This window comes from Pseudomonas sp. B611 (genome assembly GCF_055407965.1).
Window position 1 is genome coordinate 935,141 of sequence record NZ_JBUZST010000001.1, and the last position, 23,654, is coordinate 958,794.

Genomic DNA, 23,654 nt, shown 5'->3' on the forward strand with positions numbered 1-23,654 from the left:
CCGCTCCCACAGTTGATCTGCGTTCGGCTTTGGATCGGTGAAATACAAAAAAGGGCGATACCCTCACAGGTATCGCCCTTTTTGTTACTGCCTGCCTTACAACTTGGCGCTCAGCAGTGCCTCCAGCTTCTCCTGGTCGCGAGCAAACTGACGAATGCCCTCGGCCAGTTTCTCGGTGGCCATCGCATCCTCGTTGGACTCCCAACGGAACTGCGCTTCAGTCAGATGCACACGCGCCTCACCGGCGTGGCCTGGAGCCAGCTTACGCTCCAGCTTGCCATTGTCGGCCGCCAGTTTCTCCAGCAAGTCCGGGCTGATGGTCAGGCGATCACAGCCGGCCAGTTCTTCGATCTGGCTCAGGTTGCGGAAGCTGGCGCCCATCACCACGGTCTTGTAGCCATTGGCCTTGTAGTAGTTGTAGATGCGCGTCACCGACTGCACGCCCGGGTCTTCCGAACCGGTGTAGTCGCTGCCGTTGGCCTTCTTGTACCAGTCGTAGATACGGCCCACGAACGGCGAAATCAGGAACACGCCCGCTTCTGCGCAAGCCACGGCCTGGGCGAAGGAGAACAACAGGGTCAGGTTGGTCTGGATGCCTTCTTTTTCCAGCTTTTCGGCTGCGCGGATACCTTCCCAGGTGGACGCGATCTTGATCAGTACGCGGTCGCGGCCAATGCCGGCTTTTTCGTACAGGTCGATCAGGCGGTGCGCACGCTTGAGTACCGCGTCAGTGTCGAACGACAGGCGTGCGTCCACCTCAGTGGAAATACGCCCCGGAACCACTTTCAGGATCTCTTGACCCACCGCGACCGCAAAACGATCGCTGGCCAGGCCGACATCACCGTTGCAGTCTTTGACACACTCGTCCAGCAGCTTGGCGTAGGCCGGGATCGACGCAGCCTTGAGCAGCAGGGAAGGGTTGGTGGTGGCGTCTTGCGGTTTGACCCGAGCGATAGCTTCGAAATCGCCGGTATCGGCTACGACGGTGGTGATTTGCTTGAGTTGTTCCAGCTTGGAAGTCATGGGCGTGCTCTGTCCTATGGGTCTGATGACATTACCCGAGCGCCGACAGGCGCTCAAGGGCGCAAATGCGTTCGATCGTTTGCGAGGGCAACAACCTGAAAACAGCCGTTTGAATGACCGGCCTTGCTGGTAGATAGGAGGGCAAAAAGGCCAGCAGGTTCAACCCTGATGACCTGTGATGAGGGTATCAGCGCCCGTCCAGCAAGTGCGCAGCTTGATCCAGCAACGCCAGCGGATCGCTCGCCTTATGAATATCCACCGACAACAACTGCCGAAACTTTCTCGCCCCCGGGAAGCCCGTCCCCAGCCCCAGCACATGCCGGGTAATGTGATGCATCGAGCCGCCCGTCGCCAAATGCGCCGCGATATAGGGCCGCAATTGCGCCAGCGCCTCGGCCCGGGTGATCACCGGCTCGGTACTGCCAAACAACTGCTGATCCACCTCCGCCAGCAGGTAGGGGTTGTGATAAGCCTCGCGGCCCAGCATCACCCCATCAAACACCTGCAAGTGCTCCGCGCACTGTTCCAGTGTCTTGATCCCGCCGTTGAGAATGATCTCCAGCTCTGGAAAGTCCCGCTTCAACTGCGCCGCCACGTCATAGCGCAAAGGTGGAATATCCCGATTCTCCTTGGGCGACAAACCCTCCAGAATCGCAATGCGCGCATGCACCGTAAAACTGGTGCACCCCGCGTCCTGCACCTGGCCGACAAAATCACACAGCTGCGCATAACTGTCGCGGCCATTGATCCCGATGCGATGCTTCACCGTCACCGGAATCGCCACCGCATCACGCATCGCCTTCACGCAATCCGCCACCAGCGCGGGGTGGCCCATGAGGCAGGCGCCGATCATATTGTTCTGCACGCGGTCGCTGGGGCAGCCGACGTTGAGATTCACTTCGTCGTATCCACCGGCCTCAGCCATTCGCGCACACGCGGCAAGGTCTGCCGGAACGCTGCCGCCCAGTTGCAATGCCAGCGGGTGCTCGGCGTCGTTGTGACGCAGGAAGCGCTCGTGGTCGCCATGCAGGATCGCGCCGGTGGTCACCATCTCGGTGTAGAGCAGGGCGTTTTTCGACAACAGGCGCAGAAAGAAGCGGCAGTGGCGGTCGGTCCAATCCATCATCGGCGCGACCGAAAAGCGCCGAGAGAAGGATTGCGATGCAGCAGTAGTCAAGGACATTGGACAATCTGAGTGGACAGGACAGAGGCCGCGAGTTTATCAGGAATCAGGGCGCAGAAATCGTGCGCTGCGGCCCCGGCTCCGACAGGTGCCATCGCCGTCATCCCGCAACAACGGTGCCCCTATGAAAAATCTCCCGCCTGGCGCGACGGCTTATATTCTCGTGTTTGCATGCTGCATACATGCCGTCAAACCGGCTGCGGTCGATTTCGCCGTATTTGTGCAGTTCTTCCATGACCATCTGATCGTATTCCTGCTCGATCATGAAGCGGAAAACTTCTCGTCGATAATAGAACCCGAATTGAAACGCCAGTACTTCGGCCAAGTGGTCGGTAGGGGTCAGGAAGCAGTTTTCCAGGTCAATGGCTTTGGCTGAGTCTGGCGCATCGGTTTGGATCATTACGTTGTTCGCCCAGAAGTCCATATGCACGATGCCCTTTTCATGCAGGGCGCGCAGCAGGTCGAACGACAGGCTGATCAGGCCGCGGATGTCGCGGCTTTGGTCGAGCCATTGCAGGCCGTTGACGTGGTCATCAAGCATCTCGGTGAAGATGAAGAATTCCTGGATCAAACCAATCGCGGATTTGCGGTAGCCAAATCCGAGCAGGTTGGCGATGGGGGCGCCGCGTTGTTGTGCGGTGTGGGTGTTGATGACTTCTTCGACCGGCCAATCGAAGGCGCCGTCGCGCTTTGCACGTCCGAGGGTCACTCTCAACTTGGGCTTGAAGCTGTCGAGGGGCTGGAATTTGGCGAAGAGGTCGCTTTCCATGCCTTGGAGCGGGGCGCTGATGCGATCTTGCAACTGGTGCCGGCTGTCGATCAGATCTTGGATGGCCAGTTCGACATTGATATCAGTGTCTTCTGTCAGAAAAATCCTGGCTTTACGGTGGTCAAGTATCGAGGGAAAACTCTGAAGGACACCTCTGTCGGGGAAAATCAAAACGCATCCTTGTCATTAGGTAAATGTTACAGGGATGTTACACGTATGCCGCTATTGGATCCAACCTGAACCTAGCCTGTCCGATGAATAAATAGTCATCGTCAATGGCAGTTTTTTGATTTCGCCGCCATTGACTCAGGTGTTGTCTTGCTTTAGGTGCCACCGTGCATTCGACGTGCTGCCAGGTATACCCCCAGGCCGATCAGTGCGGTCGCTGCGCCGATATAGCCGGTGCTGGTCCAGCCGAAACCGGCGGTGATCGCAATCCCGCCAAACCATGGGCCCAGAGCATTGGCCAGGTTGAACGCGGCGTGGTTGGACGCCGCTGCCAGGCTCGGCGCTTCGTGGGCGATGTCCATCAAGCGGATTTGCAATGGCGCGGCCAGTGCCACCATGGTGCCCACCAGGCCAATGCCCAGCAGCACGCCCCAGAGTGAGCCGGCAGCGAATGGGAAAAACACCAGCACCGCCATCGACCACACCAGGATCAGGCCCACGGCGCGAAACTGCAGGCGGTCGAAGAGTTTGCCGCCCGCGATGTTGCCGATGATGCCGCCGACGCCGAACGCCGCCAGGCCGAATGGAATCCACTGAGGGGTGACTTTGGTGACTTCGAGCATGGTTGGCGCGAGGTAGCTGAATACGCAGAACATCCCGGCGAAACCGATGGCGCCAATCGACAGGGCCATCCACACCTGGGGCTTGGTGAAGGCCCGCAGTTCTTTGCGCGGGTCGCTGCGCGGTTCATCGCGACGCTCGGGTACGAAGCGCCAGACCAGCGCGATGGTGCAGAGGGCGATCAGGCTCACCAGTGCGAACGCCGAGCGCCATCCCAGATGCTGCCCGAGGAACGTCGCGATTGGGTTGCCCAACAGCATGGCCAGGGTCAGGCCCATCATTACCCGCGCAACGGCGCCGGCGCGTTTGTCCGATGACACCATGCTAGAGGCCACTACAGCGGCGATGCCAAAGTAGGCGCCGTGGGGCAGGCCGCTGATAAAGCGAAAAGCCACCAATGAGCTGAATGTCGGGGTGAAGGCAGTGGCCAGGTTGCCCAAGGCATAAAGGCCCATCAGCAACAACAGCATATGTTTGCGCAAAAGCCTGGCGCCGAGGATTGCCAGCAGCGGCGCGCCGACCATCACACCGAGGGCATACGCACTGATGGCGTGTCCGACCTGGGGTTCACTCAGGTGCAGATTGCTGGCGATGTCGGGCATCAACCCCATGATCGCGAACTCGCCGGTACCGATAGCGAAGCTGCCGACGGCCATGGCCGCTTCCATTTTGGCGGCGCTGCGCGCGGGCAAGACGTGCCCGGGTGTTTGGTGGATAGACATGGGGGGGTCTGCTCTCTACGGCGCACAAGGTAAGCCGGTGATGCTAAAGAACATCGTCGGAGGCGTCTAGGACAGGTGTTTCATGCAAAATTCCATGGGCGCACGTGCTGGGCGAGAAAGCTTGGGCACAGGCAGTTGAACGCGTTGCGTAGATGAAATCCTATTTGTTGTATGGCAACTAATTTGTGTGGGTGCTTGAAGGTTCGTAAGTGCTAAAAAAATTTTATTTTAAAAATAGTTTTCATTGTTTTGGTGCGGGCTCTTATTGTCAGCCAAGTAGGGCGGCTTTAGCGGTTTTATTTGTCAATTGCACGTGCGTAATAGGCTTTAAGCAGTGGGAAGAAAATTAATAAGCAGCCCGCTATAAAACCCAGGAAAGCACCGATGGCGAGATACGCCACTATGCTTTTTGATTTGATAACCTTGATTTCGCCCAAGATATTGAAGGCTCTTAGGTTGTGATCGGCGGTCAGTGAGGGGAGGTTGAGGTTGAGGGCTTGAGTGTTGGCTTTGTCCAATACCGATTTCAGTTTTGATACGGCCAGCTCTTTTGAGCTTGCCTTGGACGAGGCAAGGTGGATGAACGGCTGGGGTGTGGCTGCGACCACTATTTTGTTGGCCGTCATGATGCCCATGGCGACGTAAAACACATCGTCCTGGATTGAGTTGTAAAGCCTGATTTCTATCGGTTGTGTCGTCGAGACGGGTACCGTTTCGGTACTGCGAACTTCTCTGTATACGCTGAGTAGCGAACCTTTGGTTAGGTAGGTGCTGGCCACCCATTTCGGCGGCAAGGCATAAAACGCCGCAAGGGCCAACGCCATCCCAATCACGATAGCTACGACGATCTTGAGTTTACTCTTCCACAGCGCATGAATAAGAGGCAGGAGGTCAATTTCGTCATCCTTACATTGATCATTTGGCGTTTTCATGCTGCTCACTAATAGCTCTTTAGATACGTTCCGCTGAGTGTAGAGTAGTTAAAAATGTTTGCTGTTACAGTTGTTATATCCAAGGGCGGATTGGCAGAGTTTAGAGGTAAATAGTTTCAGATCGGCGCATGGGGGGCATGGCAGGCCAGCCAGTCGGCGGCAGCATTCGACCGCCAAGTCCATATCAGACGCCCCATCCTCCCCGAGCGTGATATTCTGCGCGCCGTCTTGGTCTACGCTTTCCAAGGTGCGTTCACCCGAATACGCGCCGACGGTTGGCTGTCGCCCAGGTAGCTGAAGCCAATAATGATAAGAAGTCAGCGCAGAAGGGACATAAAAGTGAGGTCGATACGTCGGCCTTGTGTGCCCACCCTGCGGCCTTTAAGTGAGTGTGCAAACCCCGCAGTGCGTTGCCTGGCGCAGTGTGAAGGAGGGTTGCCCATGATCAGGGGCAGTGGGGCGGATGGCGTTTTATCATAGGTGCTACTGATGTTTAAGAAAGTAAACACTGCCCTGCTGGGGCTGGCTTTGTCGATGGGGATCACGTCCGTTCACGCGGAAGAGGCAAAGAAAGTCGATGTGCTGCTGATCGGCGGCGGCATCATGAGTGCGACCCTGGGTGTCTGGCTTAATGAGCTGGAACCGGGCTGGTCGATGGAAATGGTCGAGCGCCTCGATGGCGTGGCCGAAGAAAGCTCCAACGGCTGGAACAACGCCGGTACCGGTCACTCGGCCCTGGCTGAGCTGAACTACACCCCGGAAGACAAGAACGGCAACGTTGAGATCCCGAAGGCGGTCGAAATCAACGAAGCGTTCCAGATCTCCCGTCAGTTCTGGTCCTGGCAGGTCCAGCAGGGCGTGCTGAAGAACCCGCGTTCGTTCATCAACACCACTCCGCACATGAGCTTTGTGTGGGGCGATGACAACATCAAGTTCCTGAAGAAGCGCTATGAAGCCCTGCAAGCCAGCCCGCTGTTCGCCGGCATGCAGTACTCCGAAGACCCGGCGCAGATCGCGAAGTGGGTTCCGCTGATGATGGAAGGGCGTGACCCGAACCAGAAGATCGCGGCCACCTGGAGCCCGCTGGGTACCGACATGAACTTCGGCGAGATCACCCGCCAGTTCGTCGCTCACCTGCAAACCACGCCTAAGTTCGACCTGAAACTGTCGAGCGAAGTGCAGGACATCACCAAGAACGCCGACGGTTCGTGGCGTGTGAGCTACAAAAACCTGAAAGATGGCACCAAGACCGAAACCGACGCCAAGTTCGTGTTCATCGGCGCGGGCGGCGGTGCACTGCACCTGCTGCAAAAGTCGGGCATTCCTGAAGCCAAGGAATACGCTGGCTTCCCGGTAGGTGGCTCGTTCCTGGTGACCGATAACCCAACCGTGGCCGAGGCGCACCTGGCCAAGGCCTACGGTAAAGCGTCGGTTGGCGCGCCACCGATGTCGGTTCCGCACCTGGACACCCGCGTGCTGGATGGCAAGCGCGTGATCCTGTTTGGCCCATTCGCGACCTTCTCCACCAAGTTCCTGAAGGAAGGCTCGTACCTGGACCTGCTGACCAGCACCACCACCCACAACATCTGGCCAATGACCAAAGTCGGTATTCGTGAATACCCACTGGTCGAGTACCTCGCTGGCCAACTGATGCTGTCGGATGACGACCGCTTCAAGGCACTGCAAGAGTACTTCCCGAACGCCAAGAAAGAAGACTGGCGCCTGTGGCAAGCCGGTCAGCGCGTGCAGATCATCAAGCGTGACGAAGAGCAGGGCGGCGTCCTGAAACTCGGTACCGAAGTGGTCAGCTCCGCCGACAACACCATCGCCGGCCTGTTGGGTGCATCGCCAGGCGCATCCACCGCGGCTCCGATCATGCTGACCGTGCTGCAGAAAGTGTTCAAGGACAAGGTTGCGACCCCTGAGTGGCAGGCAAAACTGCACCAGATCGTACCGAGCTACGGCACCAAGCTGAACGATAGCCCTGAGGCTGTTGCCAAGGAATGGGCCTACACCGCCGAAGTCCTGCAACTGCCGACACCGCCTGTGATCCCACAGAGCGCTGCGCCGAAAGCTGTCGAAGCTGCCAAGCCAGCGGCTGAGCCGAGCAAGCCAGCGTCTGACCTGGCGTTGTAAGAAACAGCCGTGGTCCTAGGGCCACGCTGAGACAGAAAAAGCCCGCTGAACCGGTAACGGTCAGCGGGCTTTTTTGTGCGTGTGTGTTTACGCGAGGGTGCGAACCCGCTCGACTGCAGGCAATTCCACTGTTCGCTCGGCTGCGGCCAGCGCCGCTTTCAAGCCGGCCTGGTCCAGCGACACACAATAGGCTGGTTTAGCCCGCTCAAATCGCCAGCTTTCGTCTATCCCGCCTGCATCCACGGCGTCAAAACCTAGCTCGTCGAGCAGGTGGATCACTTGCGCCTTGGCCGTTGCATTGTCCGCAGCCACCGGGAGTGCACGGCGGTCTGTTGCGCCATGAGGGCGGGCGTCCTGGGTCAGGTCGGGGGCGAATATCGCGTTGAACACCTTCACCACGTGCGCCTGTGGCAGGTGGTCGGCGAGCAGCCGGCTAGTGGTGGTTTCAAAGCGGTCCAGCACAGGGAAATGCCCGTCGCGGTTTGGGTAGTAGTTGTTGGCGTCCATCACCGTTTTTCCTGCCAGCCATTGCGGGGAAATACTGCGGTAATGCTCAAAAGGAATGGCAACAAGTACCACATCACCAAACCTGGCGGCCTCTTCAGCGCTACCGACCTGCACGCCGAGTATGCCGCTGACTACACTGGTCATGCTCTGCGGGCCACGGGAATTGCTCAGCATCACCTCATGCCCGGCAGCCAGTGCCAATTGCGCCACGGCGCGCCCGATGAAGCCTGCTCCAATCACGCCAATGTTCATGTCCTTGCTCCGGTGAGTTGCGGGAGTGGTTATGATGATTGGCAACTGTTTGGTGATAAATAACCGTTTTGATGTCGCTGTTGTTACTCAGGGTGGTGAATGATGGACCGTCTTTCAAGCATGAATGCCTTTGTGATGGCTGCCGAGTTGGGCTCCTACGCGCGTGCTGCCGAGCGCTTGAACATGTCGCCGCAGATGGTGGCCAAGCATGTTGCTGCGCTTGAACAGCGCCTGGGCGCCCGCTTGCTCAACCGCACCACGCGCAGGCAAAGCCTGACGGAGTTGGGTAGTGCGTACTACGAGCGTTGCAAGCACATCCTGACAGAGGCTGATGCCGCCGACTCCCTTGCGCAGATCATGAATGAAACGCCGCGCGGCAAGCTTAAAATCACCGCGCCGGTGACCTTCGGCTCCTACAGCCTGATGCCGCTGATTACCCAGTTTTTGCGTGACCACCCCGATGTGGAAATTGACCTGCACTTGACCGACCGTTTTGTCGATCTGGTCGAGGAGGGCTACGAGGTGGCCTTTCGTATCGGGCCCCTTGCGACAACTAGTCTTACCGCCCGGCCCCTGGCGCCGTATCGGCTGGTGCTCTGCGCATCGCCCGCTTATCTGGCGGAATAGAGGTGTGCCGCGGGTGCCGGTGGATCTTGAAGATCATGAATGCCTGGGGTACGCCTTCTGGTCGCGCCCGGCGGATCGGGAATGGGTTCTGCATCAAGGCTCGGCTTCTTACCGCATACGGGTAGCCAGCCGGTTGCAGATCAATGAAAGCAGGGCGTTGATGTCGGCAGCGCTGGATGGATTTGGCATCGTGCTTGGCCCCGAAGATTTTTTACGCACGGCGTTGGCCAAGGGGGAGTTGGTGCGGGTACTGCCAGACTTTGATGCACCGAGCCGGCCGATGCACCTGGTCTACACCGCGAACCGGCAGCGCACCGCCAAGTTACGTCGATTTGTCGACGCTGTGCTGCAGCGTTTTGGCGGCGATGGGTTCAGCAATCCGACAGACACCACCTGTTAAAAAGAATCCAGGCCAAGCAGGAGCGCGGCTGCGACAAGGGGGGATTTTTTACCGGTGTAGGCTTAGGGCGATAACGCCCGAGGGGTTTGTATGTTGCTACGTTATGCAGCATTGGCGGCAGTGGTGGTTGCCGCGTCGGGGTGTGTACAGGAGCGTGTCGTGCATGAGCGCAGGCCGGTGCAGCGGGAGTATGTCGAAGTCATCGCGCCACAGCCGCCACCGGTGCAAGTGATCGAAGTCGAACCCGTGCCACGTTACGGCTATGTGTGGTCACGCGGTTACTGGCGTTGGGAGAGTGGGCGCTATGTCGCGGTACACGGCCATTGGGAGCCGGTGCGCGAAGGCTATCGTTATGTACATCCGCACTGGGTGCAGCGCAATGACGGTTACCATTGGCAGGGCGGTGGCTGGGTTCGTTGAGCCCTGCACGGCTAGGTCAGTCGCTTCATGCCCGCTGCCTTCGCGGCATTGAGATCGAAGGTGGCGGTGTACTCGCATCCAGCTGCATGGGCGCAGCGTTCAATCAGGCAGTCGGCGAAGTCGGCCTTGCTTGCGGTAAACCGTCGGAGTGCCTGCCAGAGGGTTTCGGCATGCTCGATAGTCAGCTCGCGGGTGCGCAGTAACGTCTCTAAAACTACCACCACGTCACTCTTGGCCGATTGATAGCAGCTCTGTAACACCCATACCAGTTCCACCACCGAGACCAGGCTTACAAAGCCCGGTGACAGCGTGGTGAGCGATTCAATCAGATCTGAAGCCTTGGCCGATTGGATTGGATCATCCTGGGTGACATAGCGCACCAGCACATTGGTATCCAGGCCGATCATCCGGCTTTTGCTCCCTGTGCCGCGATAGCGCGATTCATGTCTTCCAAGGATACGGCCTTGGCGGGTTTCTGGATCAGGCCCTTCAGGTCATGCACGGTTTTGCTCGCGGCAATGATCGAAAACCTGCCGTCTTCCATTTCGACAAACTCAACGCGATCACCTGTCTCAAGGCCCAGGGCGGTCCTTACCTGGACAGGAATGGTGATTTGCCCTTTCGAGGTGAGTGTGGCGGTCGCCATATTGAAAATCTCCATCGTGATACTCCTTACCTTAGGGTAAGGAATTATGGAGGACAAGATCCGTTGGTCCATAGGTTGTGCCTTCTGCTGTGAGTGAATCGGACTCACTGAACCCTAGCCCGATTCACACCATCAGCACGCCCTGGAACGCGCCCAAAGCGCTACAACGTATGACCAACTGCTGGCGTTGGCGTTATTGCACCACGCGATAGCACGGCACATAGGCCGCGCCGCCAGGCAGTTTCATGCGGTGTTGGGCAACAAATGCCTGCAGCAGCTCATCCAGCGGTTTCATGATGGCCGGGTCGCCGTGGATCTCGTACGGGCCGTGTTCTTCGATCAGGCGGATGCCCTTGTCCTTGACGTTGCCTGCCACGATCCCGGAGAACGCGCGGCGCAGGTTGGCCGCCAGTTCGTGGGGCGGCAGCGCATGGCTCAGTTGCAGGCTGGCCATGTTGGCGTGGGTCGGGTCGAACGGGCGCTGGAAGCCTTCGTCGATCTTCAGCAGCCAGTTGAAGTGAAACGCATCGTTGCGCTCACGGCGGAACTGCTTCACGCCCTTGAGCCCCGCAGTCATCTGGCGGGCCACTTCGGCCGGGTCGTCGATGATGATCTGGTAGTGCGCCTGTGCCGCTTCGCCGAGGGTTGCCCCGACGAACGCGTGCAGTTGTTGCAGGTACGGCGCGGCGTGTTTCGGCCCGGTGAGGATGACCGGGAACGGCAGGTCGCGGTTGTCCGGATGCATCAGGATGCCCAGCAGGTACAGGAACTCTTCCGCCGTGCCGGCGCCGCCCGGGAAGATGATGATGCCGTGGCCGACGCGCACGAACGCTTCCAGGCGTTTTTCGATATCCGGCAGGATCACCAGCTCGTTGACGATCGGGTTGGGGGCTTCGGCGGCGATGATGCCGGGTTCGGTCAGGCCCAGGTAGCGCCCACCGGTAATGCGTTGCTTGGCGTGGGAAATAGTCGCGCCTTTCATCGGACCTTTCATCACGCCGGGCCCGCAACCAGTGCACACGTCCAGGCTGCGCAGGCCCAGTTCGTGGCCGACTTTCTTGGTGTATTTGTATTCTTCGGTATTGATCGAGTGGCCGCCCCAGCACACCACGATTTTCGGCTCGACACCGGCGCGCAGCGTACGGGCGTTGCGCAGCAAGTGGAACACGTAGTCGGTGATGCCCTGGGAGTTGCTCAGGTCGATGCGCTGGCTGTCCAGTTCGTTCTCGGTGTAGACGATGTCGCGCAGGGCGCTGAACAACATCTCACGGGTGCTGGCGATCATTTCACCATCAACGAAGGCATCGGCCGGCGCGTTCAGTAGCTCCAGGCGCACGCCACGATCCTGCTGGTGGATGCGCACTTCAAAATCTTTGTAGGCGTCGAGGATGGTCTTCGCGTTGTCGATATGCGCGCCGGTATTGAGGATCGCCAGGGCGCACTGGCGGAACAGGGTGTACGTGCTGCCGGTGCCGGCTTCGCTCAGTTGTTGCACTTCACGCTGGGACAGGGTTTCGAGGCTGCCCTTGGGGCTGACGGAGGCATTGATGACTTGACGTTGGGGCATTCTGATTCCTTGAAAGCGCAGCCACCACACCCGCAAGGGGCTGCGATGGCTGGAGAATGATGGGCGCCGAACTCGGTCGCACGTGACCATTGTTTACCTCAGGCGCAAGGCCGAGTGCAAACACCGTCGCACATCATCATGCCGCAGAACTTACTGAATCAGCTTCCAGTTTTTGTAGAAAACCCGACGCAGGGTAAAGACCATTGCGGCAAACCCCGCGATCACGGCATTGAGCACCTGCGGCAGCGGGGTCGGCCGCACGATATCGATAAACAGGCAGTAACGCTTTGCATCGTTCTTGTTGAAGGAGGCGTGCATCAGCGTGTCATCGAAGATGAAGAGCGGGTCGTCGTGCCAGTAATGTCTGTGCTCGCCGACCTGGATGTAGACGCCGTCATGATGGGGCGCGGGTGCCATGTTGTAGAGCACCCGGAACATCATGCGCAGTGGGCCGAAGTGAAAAGAGGTCGAACGGTTTTCGTTGAACACCGATACGCCGATGGTCTTCACGAATGGCAGCTTTTCGCGCAGTTTCGGAATGTCCAGGGTGGTTTCGATTGGCCGCCCGTACCACTGGAAAAACAACATGCCGCGCTTCTTCTCGGCCATGCGTTCGTCCAGGTAACCGATGATTTCATCCTTGTGGCCCATGGCTTCGTTGAGCACTTGTTGCAGGTCCTCACGCCAGGCAGGTGGCAGGTCGTTCATTGTGTAGACGTGGCGGTTGCGTGAGCTCAACAGGTCGAACAACGTGTTGAACGGCGCCAGCAACCAGGTGTTGCGGCCGCTGCCGATAAAGTATTTCTTGATGGTGGGCGCGTCATACAGGCCGTTGCGCAGGAAATCATACACACCACACACCAGCACCAGGCCGAGGAAAACCATGGTGGTCAGGGGGAACAGACTAATAATCAGGAGCACGCCAAGTATCCAGGCGATGGACACTGCTTTTTTGCGTAAGGCAGACTTGTTCATGAAACTCAGCTCCGGCTGGACGCCAATCGACAGGTCCGGATCCGTGGCCGCGAGTGGTGGGTTTTGAAACATAATGAAACAACTGCGTCATGATAAGGCGTCCAGCGCCGGGCAGGCGTTACAAATATTGCGAAATTGTGAACGCTTTACACAGTTTTTAACGGCATACGTGTTTACCGATTGGATTTTGTAAACAGAAGATTTGCGACTATCGTGACGCTTCGGTTTTTCGGGCGTCATAGACCGGTACGATTGAAGTTGAATGGCCACCACTGGCCATCGACCCCTTGGAAGAGGCAGAAATTTTATGATCATCAAACCGCGGGTTCGTGGCTTTATCTGTGTGACCGCTCACCCTGTTGGCTGTGAAGCGAACGTCAAGCAACAGATCGACTACGTGACCCAACACGGCGTCATCGAAGGCGGCGCCAAGAAGGTGCTGGTCCTCGGCGCTTCCACCGGCTACGGCCTGGCCGCGCGCATCAGTTCTGCGTTTGGCTGCGGTGCCGACACCCTGGGCGTGTTTTTTGAGAAGCCAAGTGAAGACGGCAAGCTCGGTTCGGCCGGCTGGTACAACAGCGCCGCATTCGAGAAGTTCGCTGTCGAGAAAGGCCTGTACGCCAAGAGCATCAACGGCGACGCGTTCTCCGACGAGATCAAGCGCCTGACCATCGAAACCATCAAGAAAGACCTGGGCAAGATCGACCTGGTGGTCTATAGCCTGGCCGCGCCACGCCGTACCGATCCGCAAGGCGTGGTGCACACCTCCACCCTCAAGCCGATCGGCAAGGCCGTAACCCTGCGCGGTATCAACACCGACAAAGGCGTCGTGGTCGACACCACCCTGGAGCCGGCGACCCAGGAAGAAATCGACGGCACCGTGAAAGTCATGGGTGGCGAAGACTGGCAGCTGTGGATCGACGCCCTGCGTGACGCCGACGTGTTGGCCGAAGGCGCCAAGACCACCGCGTTCACCTACCTCGGTGAAAAGCTGACCCAGGATATCTACTGGAACGGCTCCATCGGCGAAGCCAAGAAAGACCTCGACAAAAAAGTCCTGACCCTGCGCGACAACCTCGCAGCGCTGAAGGGCGACGCCCGTGTGTCGGTGCTCAAGGCCGTGGTCACACAGGCGAGTTCGGCGATCCCGATCATGCCGCTGTACCTGTCGCTGCTGTTCAAGGTGATGAAAGAGCAGGGCACCCACGAAGGTTGCATCGAGCAGGTCTACGGCCTGTTCAAGGACAGCCTGTACGGCAGCGAGCCGAAACTCGACGCCGACGGTCGCCTGCGTGCCGACCTGGCCGAGCTGGAACCCAAGGTCCAGGACGCCGTGGCGGCGCTGTGGAACCAGGTGACCGACGACAACGTCAACGAGATCAGCGATTTTGCCGGCTACAAGGCGGAGTTCCTGCGCTTGTTCGGCTTTGAAATCGACGGCGTGGATTACGACGCTGACGTGAACCCGGACGTGAAGATCAAAGGCTTGATCCAGGCCTAAAATCCGGTAGAGCAAAAAATGTGGGAGCGGGCTTGCCTGCGAATACGGAGTGTCAGGCGCTGAATAAGGCGACTGATGCACCGCTTTCGCGGGCAAGCCCGCTCCCACATTTGTTTTGTGTGTTCTCAGAACTTTCTTACGCTTTTTTGAGCGCGCTTGGTCTATCCGATCTGCCAGACTCCGCTAGCTATCACTCACGCTAACGGAGGATCTGATGACGATTCGTGCAGTAGTTTTTGATTTCGGCGGTGTCCTGTTCGATTGGAACCCGCACCATCTGTACCGCAAACTGATTGCCGACGACCGCGAACGGCAATGGTTCCTCGACACCATCTGCACCCAGGCCTGGAACACCGAGCAGGACGCGGGCCGTTCATTGGCTGAAGGCACCCGCAGCCTGGTCGAGCAGCACCCCCATCATGAAGCGTTGATCCGAGCCTATTACGCGCGTTGGCACGAGATGCTGCGCGGTCCGCTGGCGGAAGGCGTGGCGATCCTCAAGGCATTGCACCAGGCCAACATGCCGTTGTTCGGGCTCACCAACTGGTCGGCCGAGACCTTTCCCTATGCGCGGGCCAACTACCCGTTCCTGCAGTGTTTTCGCGACATCGTGGTGTCCGGCGAACTGCGGTTGATCAAGCCCGACGCGGCGATCTACCACGCGAGCCTCAACCAGATACGCGCCCACCTGCCGGATATCCAGCCGGCGGAGGTGGTGTTCATCGATGATGTGGCCGGCAATATCGAGGCGGCGGTAGCCCTGGGCTGGCAGGGCATTCACCACGTATCTGCCGAGCACACCGCCGCCTGCCTGCGGGAGTTGGGGGTGGGTTTCTAGCGCGTCCATTTCTCCATGGCGAAATCGACGAACGCCCGCAGTTTTGGCAGGCGATAACGGTCCTGGCCGTACAGCAAGTGCATGGGGCGGCTGGGCAGTTGATAGGCGGTCAGCAAGGCCGTCAGCTTGCCGTCCTGCAAGTCGGGTTGCACCAGGGCATCGGGCAGCATGACGATGCCCATGCCTTGCACGGCAGCCTGGCGCAGCGCTTGCGAGCTGTTGATGGTCAGCGAGCCGGACACTGGAATTTCCACTTCGCCTTCGGCGCCGCTCATGCGCCAGAGCTTGTCGGCGTTGCGCCAATCGTCGGTGGAGGGGTAGGCGAATGCCAGGCAGTCGTGCTGTTGCAGGTCGTCGGGGGTTTGCGGCGTGCCGCGTCGCGCCAGGTAGCTCGGCGAGGCACACAGGGTGATGGTGTAATCCTGCATGGGGCGGGCGATCAGGCTGGAGGGTTCCAGGTCGCCCAGGCGGATGGCGACGTCGAAGCCGCTGTCGACCATGTCCATGCGCTGGTTGCTGAGTACGACATAGAGCTTGATCAGCGGGTAGCGCTGGGAAAATTCGCTCAAGGCCGGGGCCAGGCGCTCGGTGCCAAAGGCCGGTGGCGCGGTGATGCGCAGGGTGCCTTTGGGCACGTCGCTGTGGGCCTGCTCGGCGAGTTGCTCGGAGTCGGCCACCAGCCCCAGCACTTCCAGGCAACGCTGGTAATACTGCCCGCCGAATTCCGTGAGGCTCTGTTTACGCGTGGTGCGCTTGAGCAGGCTGACCCCGAGGCGCTGTTCGAGGGCGCGCAGGTGATTGCCGACCATGGTGGTCGACATCCCGCAGGCCTGTGCGGCGGCGGTCATGCTGCCGGTTTCCACGACTTTTACGTACACCGACATCGCCTGGAACAAATCCATTATCAAGTCCTGGTTCAAAGTCATTGCATGAAAGCGCAGTTTATCCAGCTCAGGTGGCTAACGATACTGCAAGCATCACAACGATGTATTGGAGCTGCAACCATGACCGCCACCTGCTTGATGACCACTTATCAACCCTTGGCCCTGAGTTTTACCCGTGGTCTGGGCACGCGCCTGTGGGACCAGCAAGGCCGCGAATACCTGGACGCGGTGGCGGGTGTGGCGGTGACCAATGTGGGGCATTCCCATCCCCGACTGGTGAGTGCCATTAGTGAGCAGGCAGGACTGCTGCTGCACACCTCCAATCTCTACAACATCGACTGGCAACAACGCTTGGCCCAGCGTCTGGCCCGGTTGTCCGGCCTCGACCGCGCGTTCTTCAACAACTCCGGCGCCGAGGCCAACGAGACGGCGCTGAAACTGGCGCGCTTGCATGGCTGGAAAAAGGGCATCGAAGAGCCGTTGGTGGTGGTGATGGAAAACGCCTTCCACGGCCGCACCCTGGGCACCATGGCGGCCAGCGACGGGCCATCGGTGCGGCTGGGCTTCCAGCGCCTGCCGGGGGATTTTATCAAGGTGGGGTTTGGTGATATCGCGGCGATCGAGGCGATCACCAAGGCGTACGGCGCGCGTATCGCCGCCGTCCTGTTGGAACCCATCCAGGGCGAAAGTGGCGTGCTGCCCGCACCGCCCGGCTATCTACACGCCCTGCGTGATCACTGTACACGCCACGGTTGGCTGCTGATGCTCGACGAAATACAGACCGGCATCGGCCGCACTGGCACCTGGTTTGCGTTCCAGCACGAAGGCATTCTCCCGGATGTGATGACCCTGGCCAAAGGCCTTGGCAACGGCGTGCCCATCGGCGCCTGCCTGGCGCGGTCGGCGGTGGCGCAGCTGTTCACCCCGGGCAGTCACGGCAGCACCTTTGGCGGCAATCCGCTGGCCTGCCGCGTAGGCTGCACGGTGCTGGATATTATTGAAGAGCAAGGTTTGCTCCGGAACGCTGCGCAACAGGGCGAGCGCCTGCTGGCCCGGCTGCGGGTAGAGTTGAGTGAGCACCCACAGGTGCTGGCGATTCGTGGCCAGGGCTTGATGATCGGCATCGAGCTGGCCAGCCCCTATCGTGACCTGGCCCAGCGTGCGGCGCAGGAGCATGGCTTGTTGATCAACGTGACACGGGGCAAGATCATTCGCCTGTTGCCGCCGCTGACCCTGGATGCCAAAGAGGTTGAGATGATCGTACGGGCCATCACCCGCTTGTTGGACTAACCCCAATCAAAAAATGTGGGAGCGGGCTTGTGTGGGAGCGGGCTTGCTCGCGAAGGCGGTGTATCAGTGAATAAATCCGTGTCTGATACACAGCCTTCGCGAGCAAGTCGAATCGTCGCACCGCCGCTCCCACATAGGGATACCCATATGTTTCAGAGGCCATTGAGCCATTCCTGATTCATCGTCTCCTTGTCCCCCAGGTACTCCAACAACCAAGCCATCGCCGGCGACAACTTGCTCTGCGCCCAGGCTACACACGATGGGCTGGCCGGAAACGGCCGGCTCAACTGCAACGCCACCAACTCACCGCGTTCGATCCACGGCAACACCTGATGTGCTGGCGCCATGCCGACGCACAGGCCGTCGCGCAGGCAATCGATGGCCGAGGCCCAATTCGGCACCACCAGCCGGCGTTGGTTATCCAGGGTCCAGGTGTCGCGCTTGGGCAGGTTGCGCGAGGTGTCGGTCATGCACAGCGAGGCAAAGGGCCGCAGTTGATCGTCACTGAGCAAGCCTTCCACGGCCGCCAACGGATGCCGCGCGCTGACCACGCACAGCCAGTTCAACAGGCCCATGTCACGAAAGGTGAAGTGACTGGCCACCGGCACTGCGCTGGTGGCGCCGATCACGATATCAGTGCGCTCGTCGGCCAGGGCGTCCCACACGCCGTTGTACACCTCGTACTCCAGCAGCAATTCCACCTCGGGAAACTGCCGATAGAAATCCAGCACCAACTGCCGACAGCGCTGGGGTTTGACGATGGAGTCCACCGCCACTTTCAACTGGCCGCTCCAGCCATTGGCCACCTGCTGGCACAAGCGCCGGGTGCCGAGCATTTTTTTCATCACGCCCCGTGTCTCGTCGACAAACAGGCGCCCGGCGGCAGTCAACTCGACATCGCGGTGCCGACGCACGAACAACGGCACCGCCAGCCACTCCTCAATCTGACGCACTGTATAGCTGATGGCCGACGGCACGCGGTTCAATTCCTGCGCTGCGGCGCTGAAGCTACCGTGGCGTGCCACCGCATCGACTACATCCAGGGAGTATTCGGACCACATGGCCGTTGCCTTCAAATTTATTGATAAGAGTGTTCAATTATTATCGCTTCACACAGAAACTGTCAGCTTCATAATGGGCGCCAGTCAGCAAATAGTTTGATGGCAGGATTAACAAGGCTTCGATGAAAAACTCTTTTGGTTTCACTTGGTATCTGGCGGGGCTGAGCATGCTCGGCTATCTCGCCATGGACATGTACTTGCCGGCGTTCGGCGCCATGGGCGAGCAATTGCAGATTGGCGCGGGCGCGGTGGGCGCCAGCTTGAGTATTTTTCTCGCCGGCTTCGCGGTAGGGCAGTTGCTGTGGGGGCCATTGTCCGACCGCCTGGGGCGCAAGCCGATTCTGCTCGCCGGCTTGAGCCTGTTCGTGCTCGGTTGCGCGGGCATGTTCTGGGTCGAGACCGCGTCGCAACTGCTCGCGCTGCGTTTTATCCAGGCGATTGGCGTATGTTCCGCCGCCGTGAGCTGGCAGGCACTGGTGATCGACCGCTATCCGGCTGAGAAGGCCCACCGCGTGTTCGCCAGCATCATGCCGCTGATGTCCCTGTCGCCCGCGTTGGCGCCGTTGTTGGGGGCGATCGTGTTGAATCACTTTGGTTGGCAGGCGATCTTTGGCGTGTTGCTGGGGGTGTCGCTGCTGTTGCTGCTGCCGACATTGCTCCTGCGCCGTATGCCGAAACGTCCGGCAGAAGAGGGCGCACCTTCGCGCCTCGGCTATGGCCAATTGCTCAGCTCTCGGGTGTTCACCGGCAACGTGATGATCTTTGCCGCGTGTTCGGCCAGTTTCTTCGCCTGGCTGACGGCTTCGCCCTTTATCCTCGGCGATATGGGCTACAGCCCGAATGATATTGGCCTGAGCTATGTGCTGCCGACATTGGCGTTTCTGGTGGGGGGCTACAGTTGCCGCAGCGCCTTGCAGCGCTTCCAGGGCAAGACCCTGTTGCCCTGGTTGCTGGTGGCGTATTGCATCAGCATGGTGGCGCTGTACCTGGTCGCGACACTGACCGTACCAACCCTCACCACCTTGCTGATTCCGTTCTGCCTGATGGCGCTGGTCAACGGTGCCAGCTACCCGATTGTGGTGGCGAATGCGCTGATGCCGTTTGCGGAAAATTCTGGCAAGGCGGCGGCGCTGCAAAACACCCTGCAACTGGGACTGTGTTTTCTCAGCAGCCTGTTGGTGTCGTCGATGATTGACCAACCGTTGCTGATTACCGTGATCGTGATGTTGGCGACCGCGCCGTTGGCGGTGTTGGGGTACTGGTTGGCGCGGCCGAAGGCTGACGGTTCGAAGCTGGCACAAGCTTAGAAGTGTAATGCGATCAACTGTGGGAGCTGGCTTGCCTGCGATAGCATCACCTCGGTGTATCTGAAACACCGAGTCGCCAGCATCGCAGGCAAGCCAGCTCCCACATTTTGATCCGGGTTCGCCAGTAGAGATCTAGAACGTCACTTCCATATTCACCGTTGGCGTCGACGTGCGGCTACCCCGGCCGCCGTCCACCCCGAACTTGTTGTGCCAATACTCGTAACCCACCCCGAGATAGAGGTTCGGCTTCACGTTTTTCCCCGGAAGCACCGCCACCATCAGTGCACCGCGCATCAGCGCTTCGGGCGCAGTGTCGCGGCCGTGGTAGTCCTTGCCTTTTTCACCGACGTAGTTGATGAAACCCTGGAATTTCGCCGCGTGGTTGGCGATTTCGAAGGGGCGCATCCAGGTCAGGTTGAGCATGTAGGTGTCGTCGAAGGTGTGGTTCGACTCTTGCGCGCCGGGAATGCCGGTGTGGTTCTTTTCCTTGTAGTACAGCAGGCTCAGATCCAACACGCCGACGGTGTTGAACTTCAAGGTGGGGCCGACCACCACCGCACGTTTTTTCGCCGAGGCGAAGTTGTTGTTGCGGTTGGCATCGAAGCCCAGGGTCAGCGCGTAATCCTTGACCAGCCCGGTGCCCAACGGCACATCGAACACCCGTGACGCGTACAGCTGGTGTCGATACACCGCGTACACTTCGCTGCCGCCGTGATCGGTGCCCTTGCGCGGGTCACTGCTGTCGGACAGGAACACGTCCAGGTTGAGAAAGTTGCTGCCGTACGTGTAGCCGCTGGCATGGGTGAAGCTGTAGATACGCTTGCTGAATTCGTCGGGGTTGTTCGGATTAGTGAACTGTTGGCCGTAGCGGAATCCTACGCTGTTGTTCATCCATTCCACCGCGACAGCCTCCCCGCCGCCGAGGAGGGTGAGCAATACGGTCGCGCCGTGCAGTGCCTTTTTCATTGTTTTAATTCCTTTGGCGTTTGGCTCATGGCGACCTTGCAGGGGTCGCCGGGCGCAGTATCGACACAAGGATGGCGCACGCCAAAGAACAGAATCTCGCCTGGGCCGATGCCGAAACGGCAGCAGCTGGGCTGCCCTGGAAGTCAGGAAATACGCGGGGCCGCGCTCATTTCATCGCGTTCGCGCAAGGCAATTTCTTCACCCAGCAGATGCGCCAACGCTTGCACTGCCACGGGCAAGTCGCGGTCTTTGCGCGCACACACGCCCAGGTCGCTGAAGATTCCACCCTGGTCACTCAAGGGGATATGCAGCAATTCGCCACGTGCCAGGTCGGCCTCGATGCCAATGCGGGTCTGGAAGGCAATGCCCAATTGCTGGCGTGCCAACTGCCGGGCCAACTCCATGGAGTTACTGTGCAGCAGCGCCTTGTTCGGCGCAGCACGCTTGTGCAGCGGGGCGATCAGGTGATGCACCGACAGCTCGCTCTTGGCCTGGATCACTCCGTGTTCGCAACACTGTGCGTAGCTGACATGACTTTCGCCGGCCAACGCATGGCTCGGTGTCATCAACGCGCCGAGGCGGAAATGGCCGATACACAGTTGGGTGATTTCGCCACCGCGAGGTAGGGCAAAAGCCAGTCCCAAATCCGCCTGGCCATTGACCACTGCGCTGGGAATGGACTGCGAGCCTTGCACCGTGACGCCAATCGTCACCTTTGGATAGCGCTCGCGCATGCGCTTGAGGGCGGCGGGCAGCAGTTCGACGGCAGCCCCTTCCACTGTGGCGATCTCCACATGGCCGGTTTGCACCCCGTGTAATCCATCCAGTTCACCGCGCACCCGTTCCACATCCTGCAACAGCAGCGTGATGTGGCGCGTGAGGATTTCGCCGGCCGCCGTCACACGCAGGCCGCCCGGCAAGCGATCAAACAGCGTCGCCCCCATCTCATCTTCCAGCTTGAGGATCTGCCGATTCACCGCCGATGACGCCACGTTCAAGCGCCGCGCGGCTTCGCGGATCGAATGGCAGCGCCGCACCATGTCGAAGTAATAGATCGCCGGGGCGTGGATGCGCAGTTTGCGGTTGAGCATTTTTTTCAGGTCCTTTTGCGCAGGTCTTCAGGCCATGGGATAGGGCGGCTGAATGGATTTTTGTAACGATGATTACAAGCTTGTTGTGGAATTGATTGTATACAACTCTATGGACATCCCGTGTTTCCTTTGCATACAGTGATTGCACAACAAAAACAGAGATCCCCTCACCATGACTATCCCGAAGGCGTCACCGCAGCGGCCTGAAGATGAAAATCTCGGCGTCGCCGCCAACATGGCTTACGGCCTGCAGCATGTGCTTACCATGTACGGCGGCATCGTTGCCGTTCCGCTGATCGTCGGCCAGGCGGCCGGGTTGTCGCCGGCAGACATTGGCTTGTTGATCGCCGCGTCGCTGTTTGCCGGTGGCCTGGCCACGTTGTTGCAAACCTTGGGTTTACCGTTTTTTGGTTGTCAGTTGCCGCTGGTGCAGGGCGTGTCGTTTGCCGGTGTGGCCACTATGGTGGCGATCGTCGGCAGTGATGGCGCCGGCGGGGTGCCGGCGATTCTCGGGGCGGTGATGGCCGCGTCGTTCATCGGGCTGTTGATTACCCCGGTGTTCTCGCGAATAACCAAATTCTTCCCGCCCCTGGTGACCGGTATCGTCATCACCACCATCGGCCTGACCCTGATGCCCGTTGCGGCGCGTTGGGCGATGGGCGGCAACAGCCGCGCGGCGGATTTTGGCAGCATGTCCAATATCGGCCTGGCCGCGTTGACGCTGATGCTGGTGTTGCTGTTGAGCAAGATCGGCAGCGCGACCATCTCCCGTCTGTCGATCCTGCTGGCGATGGTGATCGGCACCGTGATTGCCGTGTTCCTGGGTATGGCTGACTTCTCCGGGGTGACCCAGGGGCCGATGTTCGGTTTCCCCACACCCTTCCATTTCGGCATGCCAACCTTCCATGTGGCCGCGATCATCTCCATGTGCATCGTGGTGATGGTGACGCTGGTGGAAACCTCGGCGGATATCCTCGCGGTGGGCGAGATTATTGACACCAAGGTCGATTCCAAGCGCTTGGGCAATGGTTTGCGCGCCGACATGCTGTCGAGCATGTTCGCGCCGATCTTTGGCTCGTTCACCCAGAGTGCCTTCGCCCAGAACGTAGGACTGGTGGCGGTTACCGGGGTGAAGAGCCGCTTTGTGGTGGCGACGGGCGGGTTGTTCCTGGTGATCCTCGGCCTGTTGCCATTTATGGGGCGGGTGATCGCAGCGGTGCCGACTTCAGTGCTGGGCGGGGCGGGCATTGTGCTGTTTGGCACCGTGGCGGCCAGCGGTATCCGTACGCTGTCGAAGGTGGACTATCGCAATAACATGAACCTGATCATCGTCGCCACTTCCATCGGTTTTGGCATGATCCCGATTGCCGCTCCAAGCTTCTATGATCATTTCCCGACCTGGTTCGCGACCATTTTCCACTCGGGGATCAGTTCGTCGGCGATCATGGCGATCCTGCTGAACCTGGCGTTCAACCACTTCACTGCCGGTAACTCGGACCAGCAATCGGTGTTTGTGGCGGGGACGGAGCGCAGTTTGTGTTTCCACGATGTGGCCGCGTTGCGCGACGGGGATTACTTCCGGGGCGGCAAGCTGTTTGATGCTGAGGGCAAGGAGATTCCGTTGGTGGCGGATGTCCAAAAGAAGAGCGCAAAGCCCGAGACCACTGAGGTTTGAAAAATGTGGGAGCGGGCTTGCTCGCGAAAGCGGTAGATCAGCTAGTACATGTGCAAGCTGACCCACCGCTTTCGCGAGCAAGCCCGCTCCCAC

21 protein-coding genes and 1 pseudogene are annotated in these 23,654 nt (G+C 59.4%); 8 read left to right on the plus strand and 14 right to left on the minus strand.

Annotated features, from left to right (window positions below; all coding sequences use genetic code 11):
• Positions 1 to 96: 96 nt before the first annotated feature.
• From tal to ACZRMO_RS04470, 5 genes are all read right to left on the minus strand, one after another.
• Positions 97 to 1,023 (minus strand): transaldolase, encoded by a 927-nt coding sequence (gene tal / locus ACZRMO_RS04450; protein WP_017737360.1) that lies wholly within the window; start codon positions 1,021 to 1,023, stop codon positions 97 to 99.
• Positions 1,024 to 1,210: 187 nt separating this feature from the next.
• Positions 1,211 to 2,206 carry a tRNA dihydrouridine(20/20a) synthase DusA gene (dusA, locus tag ACZRMO_RS04455; protein WP_463972027.1) on the minus strand — a complete coding sequence of 332 codons (996 nt, stop codon included), beginning with the start codon at positions 2,204 to 2,206 and terminating at the stop codon, positions 1,211 to 1,213.
• Positions 2,207 to 2,306: 100 nt separating this feature from the next.
• Entirely contained in the window at positions 2,307 to 3,146 is an 840-nt protein-coding gene (locus ACZRMO_RS04460) for a hypothetical protein (RefSeq protein WP_463972028.1), read from the minus strand.
• A 152-nt stretch (positions 3,147 to 3,298) separates the two neighbouring features.
• Positions 3,299 to 4,486: an MFS transporter gene (locus ACZRMO_RS04465; RefSeq protein WP_463972029.1), complete on the minus strand. Its 1,188-nt coding sequence runs from the start codon at positions 4,484 to 4,486 to the stop codon at positions 3,299 to 3,301.
• Between the two features lie 296 nt (positions 4,487 to 4,782).
• Positions 4,783 to 5,418, minus strand: a complete 636-nt coding sequence (locus ACZRMO_RS04470) for a Wzz/FepE/Etk N-terminal domain-containing protein (RefSeq protein WP_463972124.1) — start codon at positions 5,416 to 5,418, stop codon at positions 4,783 to 4,785.
• Between the two features lie 489 nt (positions 5,419 to 5,907).
• Between ACZRMO_RS04470 and mqo the strand changes: the two genes are divergently transcribed.
• Complete coding sequence (gene mqo, locus ACZRMO_RS04475; protein ID WP_207045353.1) at positions 5,908 to 7,554, plus strand: malate dehydrogenase (quinone); 1,647 nt, start codon at positions 5,908 to 5,910, stop codon at positions 7,552 to 7,554.
• Between the two features lie 87 nt (positions 7,555 to 7,641).
• Here the strand turns inward: mqo and ACZRMO_RS04480 are convergent, their stop codons facing one another.
• Positions 7,642 to 8,346 (minus strand): NADPH-dependent F420 reductase, encoded by a 705-nt coding sequence (locus ACZRMO_RS04480; protein WP_463972125.1) that lies wholly within the window; start codon positions 8,344 to 8,346, stop codon positions 7,642 to 7,644.
• 66 nt (positions 8,347 to 8,412) lie between these two features.
• On the opposite strand from ACZRMO_RS04480, the pseudogene ACZRMO_RS04485 reads away from it, so the two are divergent.
• Positions 8,413 to 9,340 (plus strand): annotated as a pseudogene (locus ACZRMO_RS04485) (LysR family transcriptional regulator).
• Between the two features lie 90 nt (positions 9,341 to 9,430).
• A complete protein-coding gene (locus tag ACZRMO_RS04490) occupies positions 9,431 to 9,760 on the plus strand; it encodes a YXWGXW repeat-containing protein (RefSeq protein ID WP_026136855.1) in 330 nt (109 codons plus the stop codon).
• Between the two features lie 11 nt (positions 9,761 to 9,771).
• Here ACZRMO_RS04490 and ACZRMO_RS04495 read toward each other — a convergent pair whose 3' ends face one another.
• From ACZRMO_RS04495 to ACZRMO_RS04510, 4 genes are all read right to left on the minus strand, one after another.
• Positions 9,772 to 10,167, minus strand: coding sequence for a PIN domain-containing protein (locus tag ACZRMO_RS04495; protein ID WP_463972030.1), 396 nt, complete (start codon positions 10,165 to 10,167; stop codon positions 9,772 to 9,774).
• A complete protein-coding gene (locus tag ACZRMO_RS04500; protein WP_207045350.1) occupies positions 10,164 to 10,421 on the minus strand; it encodes an AbrB/MazE/SpoVT family DNA-binding domain-containing protein in 258 nt (85 codons plus the stop codon). Before ACZRMO_RS04500 ends, ACZRMO_RS04495 begins: the two co-directional genes overlap by 4 nt.
• Before the next feature lie 178 nt (positions 10,422 to 10,599).
• Positions 10,600 to 11,973 carry a nucleotide 5'-monophosphate nucleosidase PpnN gene (gene ppnN, locus ACZRMO_RS04505; RefSeq protein ID WP_017737369.1) on the minus strand — a complete coding sequence of 458 codons (1,374 nt, stop codon included), beginning with the start codon at positions 11,971 to 11,973 and terminating at the stop codon, positions 10,600 to 10,602.
• A gap of 150 nt (positions 11,974 to 12,123) precedes the next feature.
• Positions 12,124 to 12,948, minus strand: a complete 825-nt coding sequence (locus ACZRMO_RS04510) for an aspartyl/asparaginyl beta-hydroxylase domain-containing protein (RefSeq protein ID WP_463972031.1) — start codon at positions 12,946 to 12,948, stop codon at positions 12,124 to 12,126.
• 307 nt (positions 12,949 to 13,255) lie between these two features.
• Here ACZRMO_RS04510 and fabV point away from each other — a divergent pair, with 307 nt between their 5' ends.
• Positions 13,256 to 14,449 (plus strand): enoyl-ACP reductase FabV, encoded by a 1,194-nt coding sequence (gene fabV, locus ACZRMO_RS04515; protein WP_463972032.1) that lies wholly within the window; start codon positions 13,256 to 13,258, stop codon positions 14,447 to 14,449.
• Between the two features lie 214 nt (positions 14,450 to 14,663).
• Entirely contained in the window at positions 14,664 to 15,287 is a 624-nt protein-coding gene (locus ACZRMO_RS04520) for an HAD family hydrolase (RefSeq protein WP_463972033.1), read from the plus strand.
• Here ACZRMO_RS04520 and ACZRMO_RS04525 read toward each other — a convergent pair.
• A complete protein-coding gene (locus ACZRMO_RS04525) occupies positions 15,284 to 16,189 on the minus strand; it encodes a LysR family transcriptional regulator (RefSeq protein ID WP_463972034.1) in 906 nt (301 codons plus the stop codon). The two genes, ACZRMO_RS04520 and ACZRMO_RS04525, sit on opposite strands and share 4 nt — an antisense overlap.
• 102 nt (positions 16,190 to 16,291) lie before the next feature.
• Here ACZRMO_RS04525 and ACZRMO_RS04530 point away from each other — a divergent pair, with 102 nt between their 5' ends.
• A complete protein-coding gene (locus tag ACZRMO_RS04530; RefSeq protein ID WP_463972035.1) occupies positions 16,292 to 17,461 on the plus strand; it encodes an acetylornithine/succinylornithine family transaminase in 1,170 nt (389 codons plus the stop codon).
• A 152-nt stretch (positions 17,462 to 17,613) separates the two neighbouring features.
• On the opposite strand, the gene punR is transcribed toward ACZRMO_RS04530, so the two are convergent.
• Positions 17,614 to 18,522: a DNA-binding transcriptional activator PunR gene (gene punR, locus ACZRMO_RS04535; protein ID WP_463972036.1), complete on the minus strand. Its 909-nt coding sequence runs from the start codon at positions 18,520 to 18,522 to the stop codon at positions 17,614 to 17,616.
• 122 nt (positions 18,523 to 18,644) lie between these two features.
• Between punR and punC the strand changes: the two genes are divergently transcribed.
• Entirely contained in the window at positions 18,645 to 19,829 is a 1,185-nt protein-coding gene (punC, locus tag ACZRMO_RS04540) for a purine nucleoside transporter PunC (RefSeq protein WP_463972037.1), read from the plus strand.
• Between the two features lie 132 nt (positions 19,830 to 19,961).
• On the opposite strand, the gene ACZRMO_RS04545 is transcribed toward punC, so the two are convergent.
• Together ACZRMO_RS04545 and ACZRMO_RS04550 are read right to left on the minus strand one after the other, a co-directional pair.
• On the minus strand, positions 19,962 to 20,795 hold the full coding sequence (locus ACZRMO_RS04545) for a nucleoside-binding protein (protein WP_463972038.1): 834 nt from the start codon (positions 20,793 to 20,795) through the stop codon (positions 19,962 to 19,964).
• Between the two features lie 143 nt (positions 20,796 to 20,938).
• Positions 20,939 to 21,886, minus strand: coding sequence for a LysR family transcriptional regulator (locus tag ACZRMO_RS04550; protein WP_463972039.1), 948 nt, complete (start codon positions 21,884 to 21,886; stop codon positions 20,939 to 20,941).
• A gap of 172 nt (positions 21,887 to 22,058) precedes the next feature.
• On the opposite strand from ACZRMO_RS04550, the gene ACZRMO_RS04555 reads away from it, so the two are divergent.
• Positions 22,059 to 23,561, plus strand: coding sequence for a nucleobase:cation symporter-2 family protein (locus ACZRMO_RS04555; protein ID WP_463972040.1), 1,503 nt, complete (start codon positions 22,059 to 22,061; stop codon positions 23,559 to 23,561).
• The last annotated feature ends 93 nt before the right edge of the window (positions 23,562 to 23,654 follow it).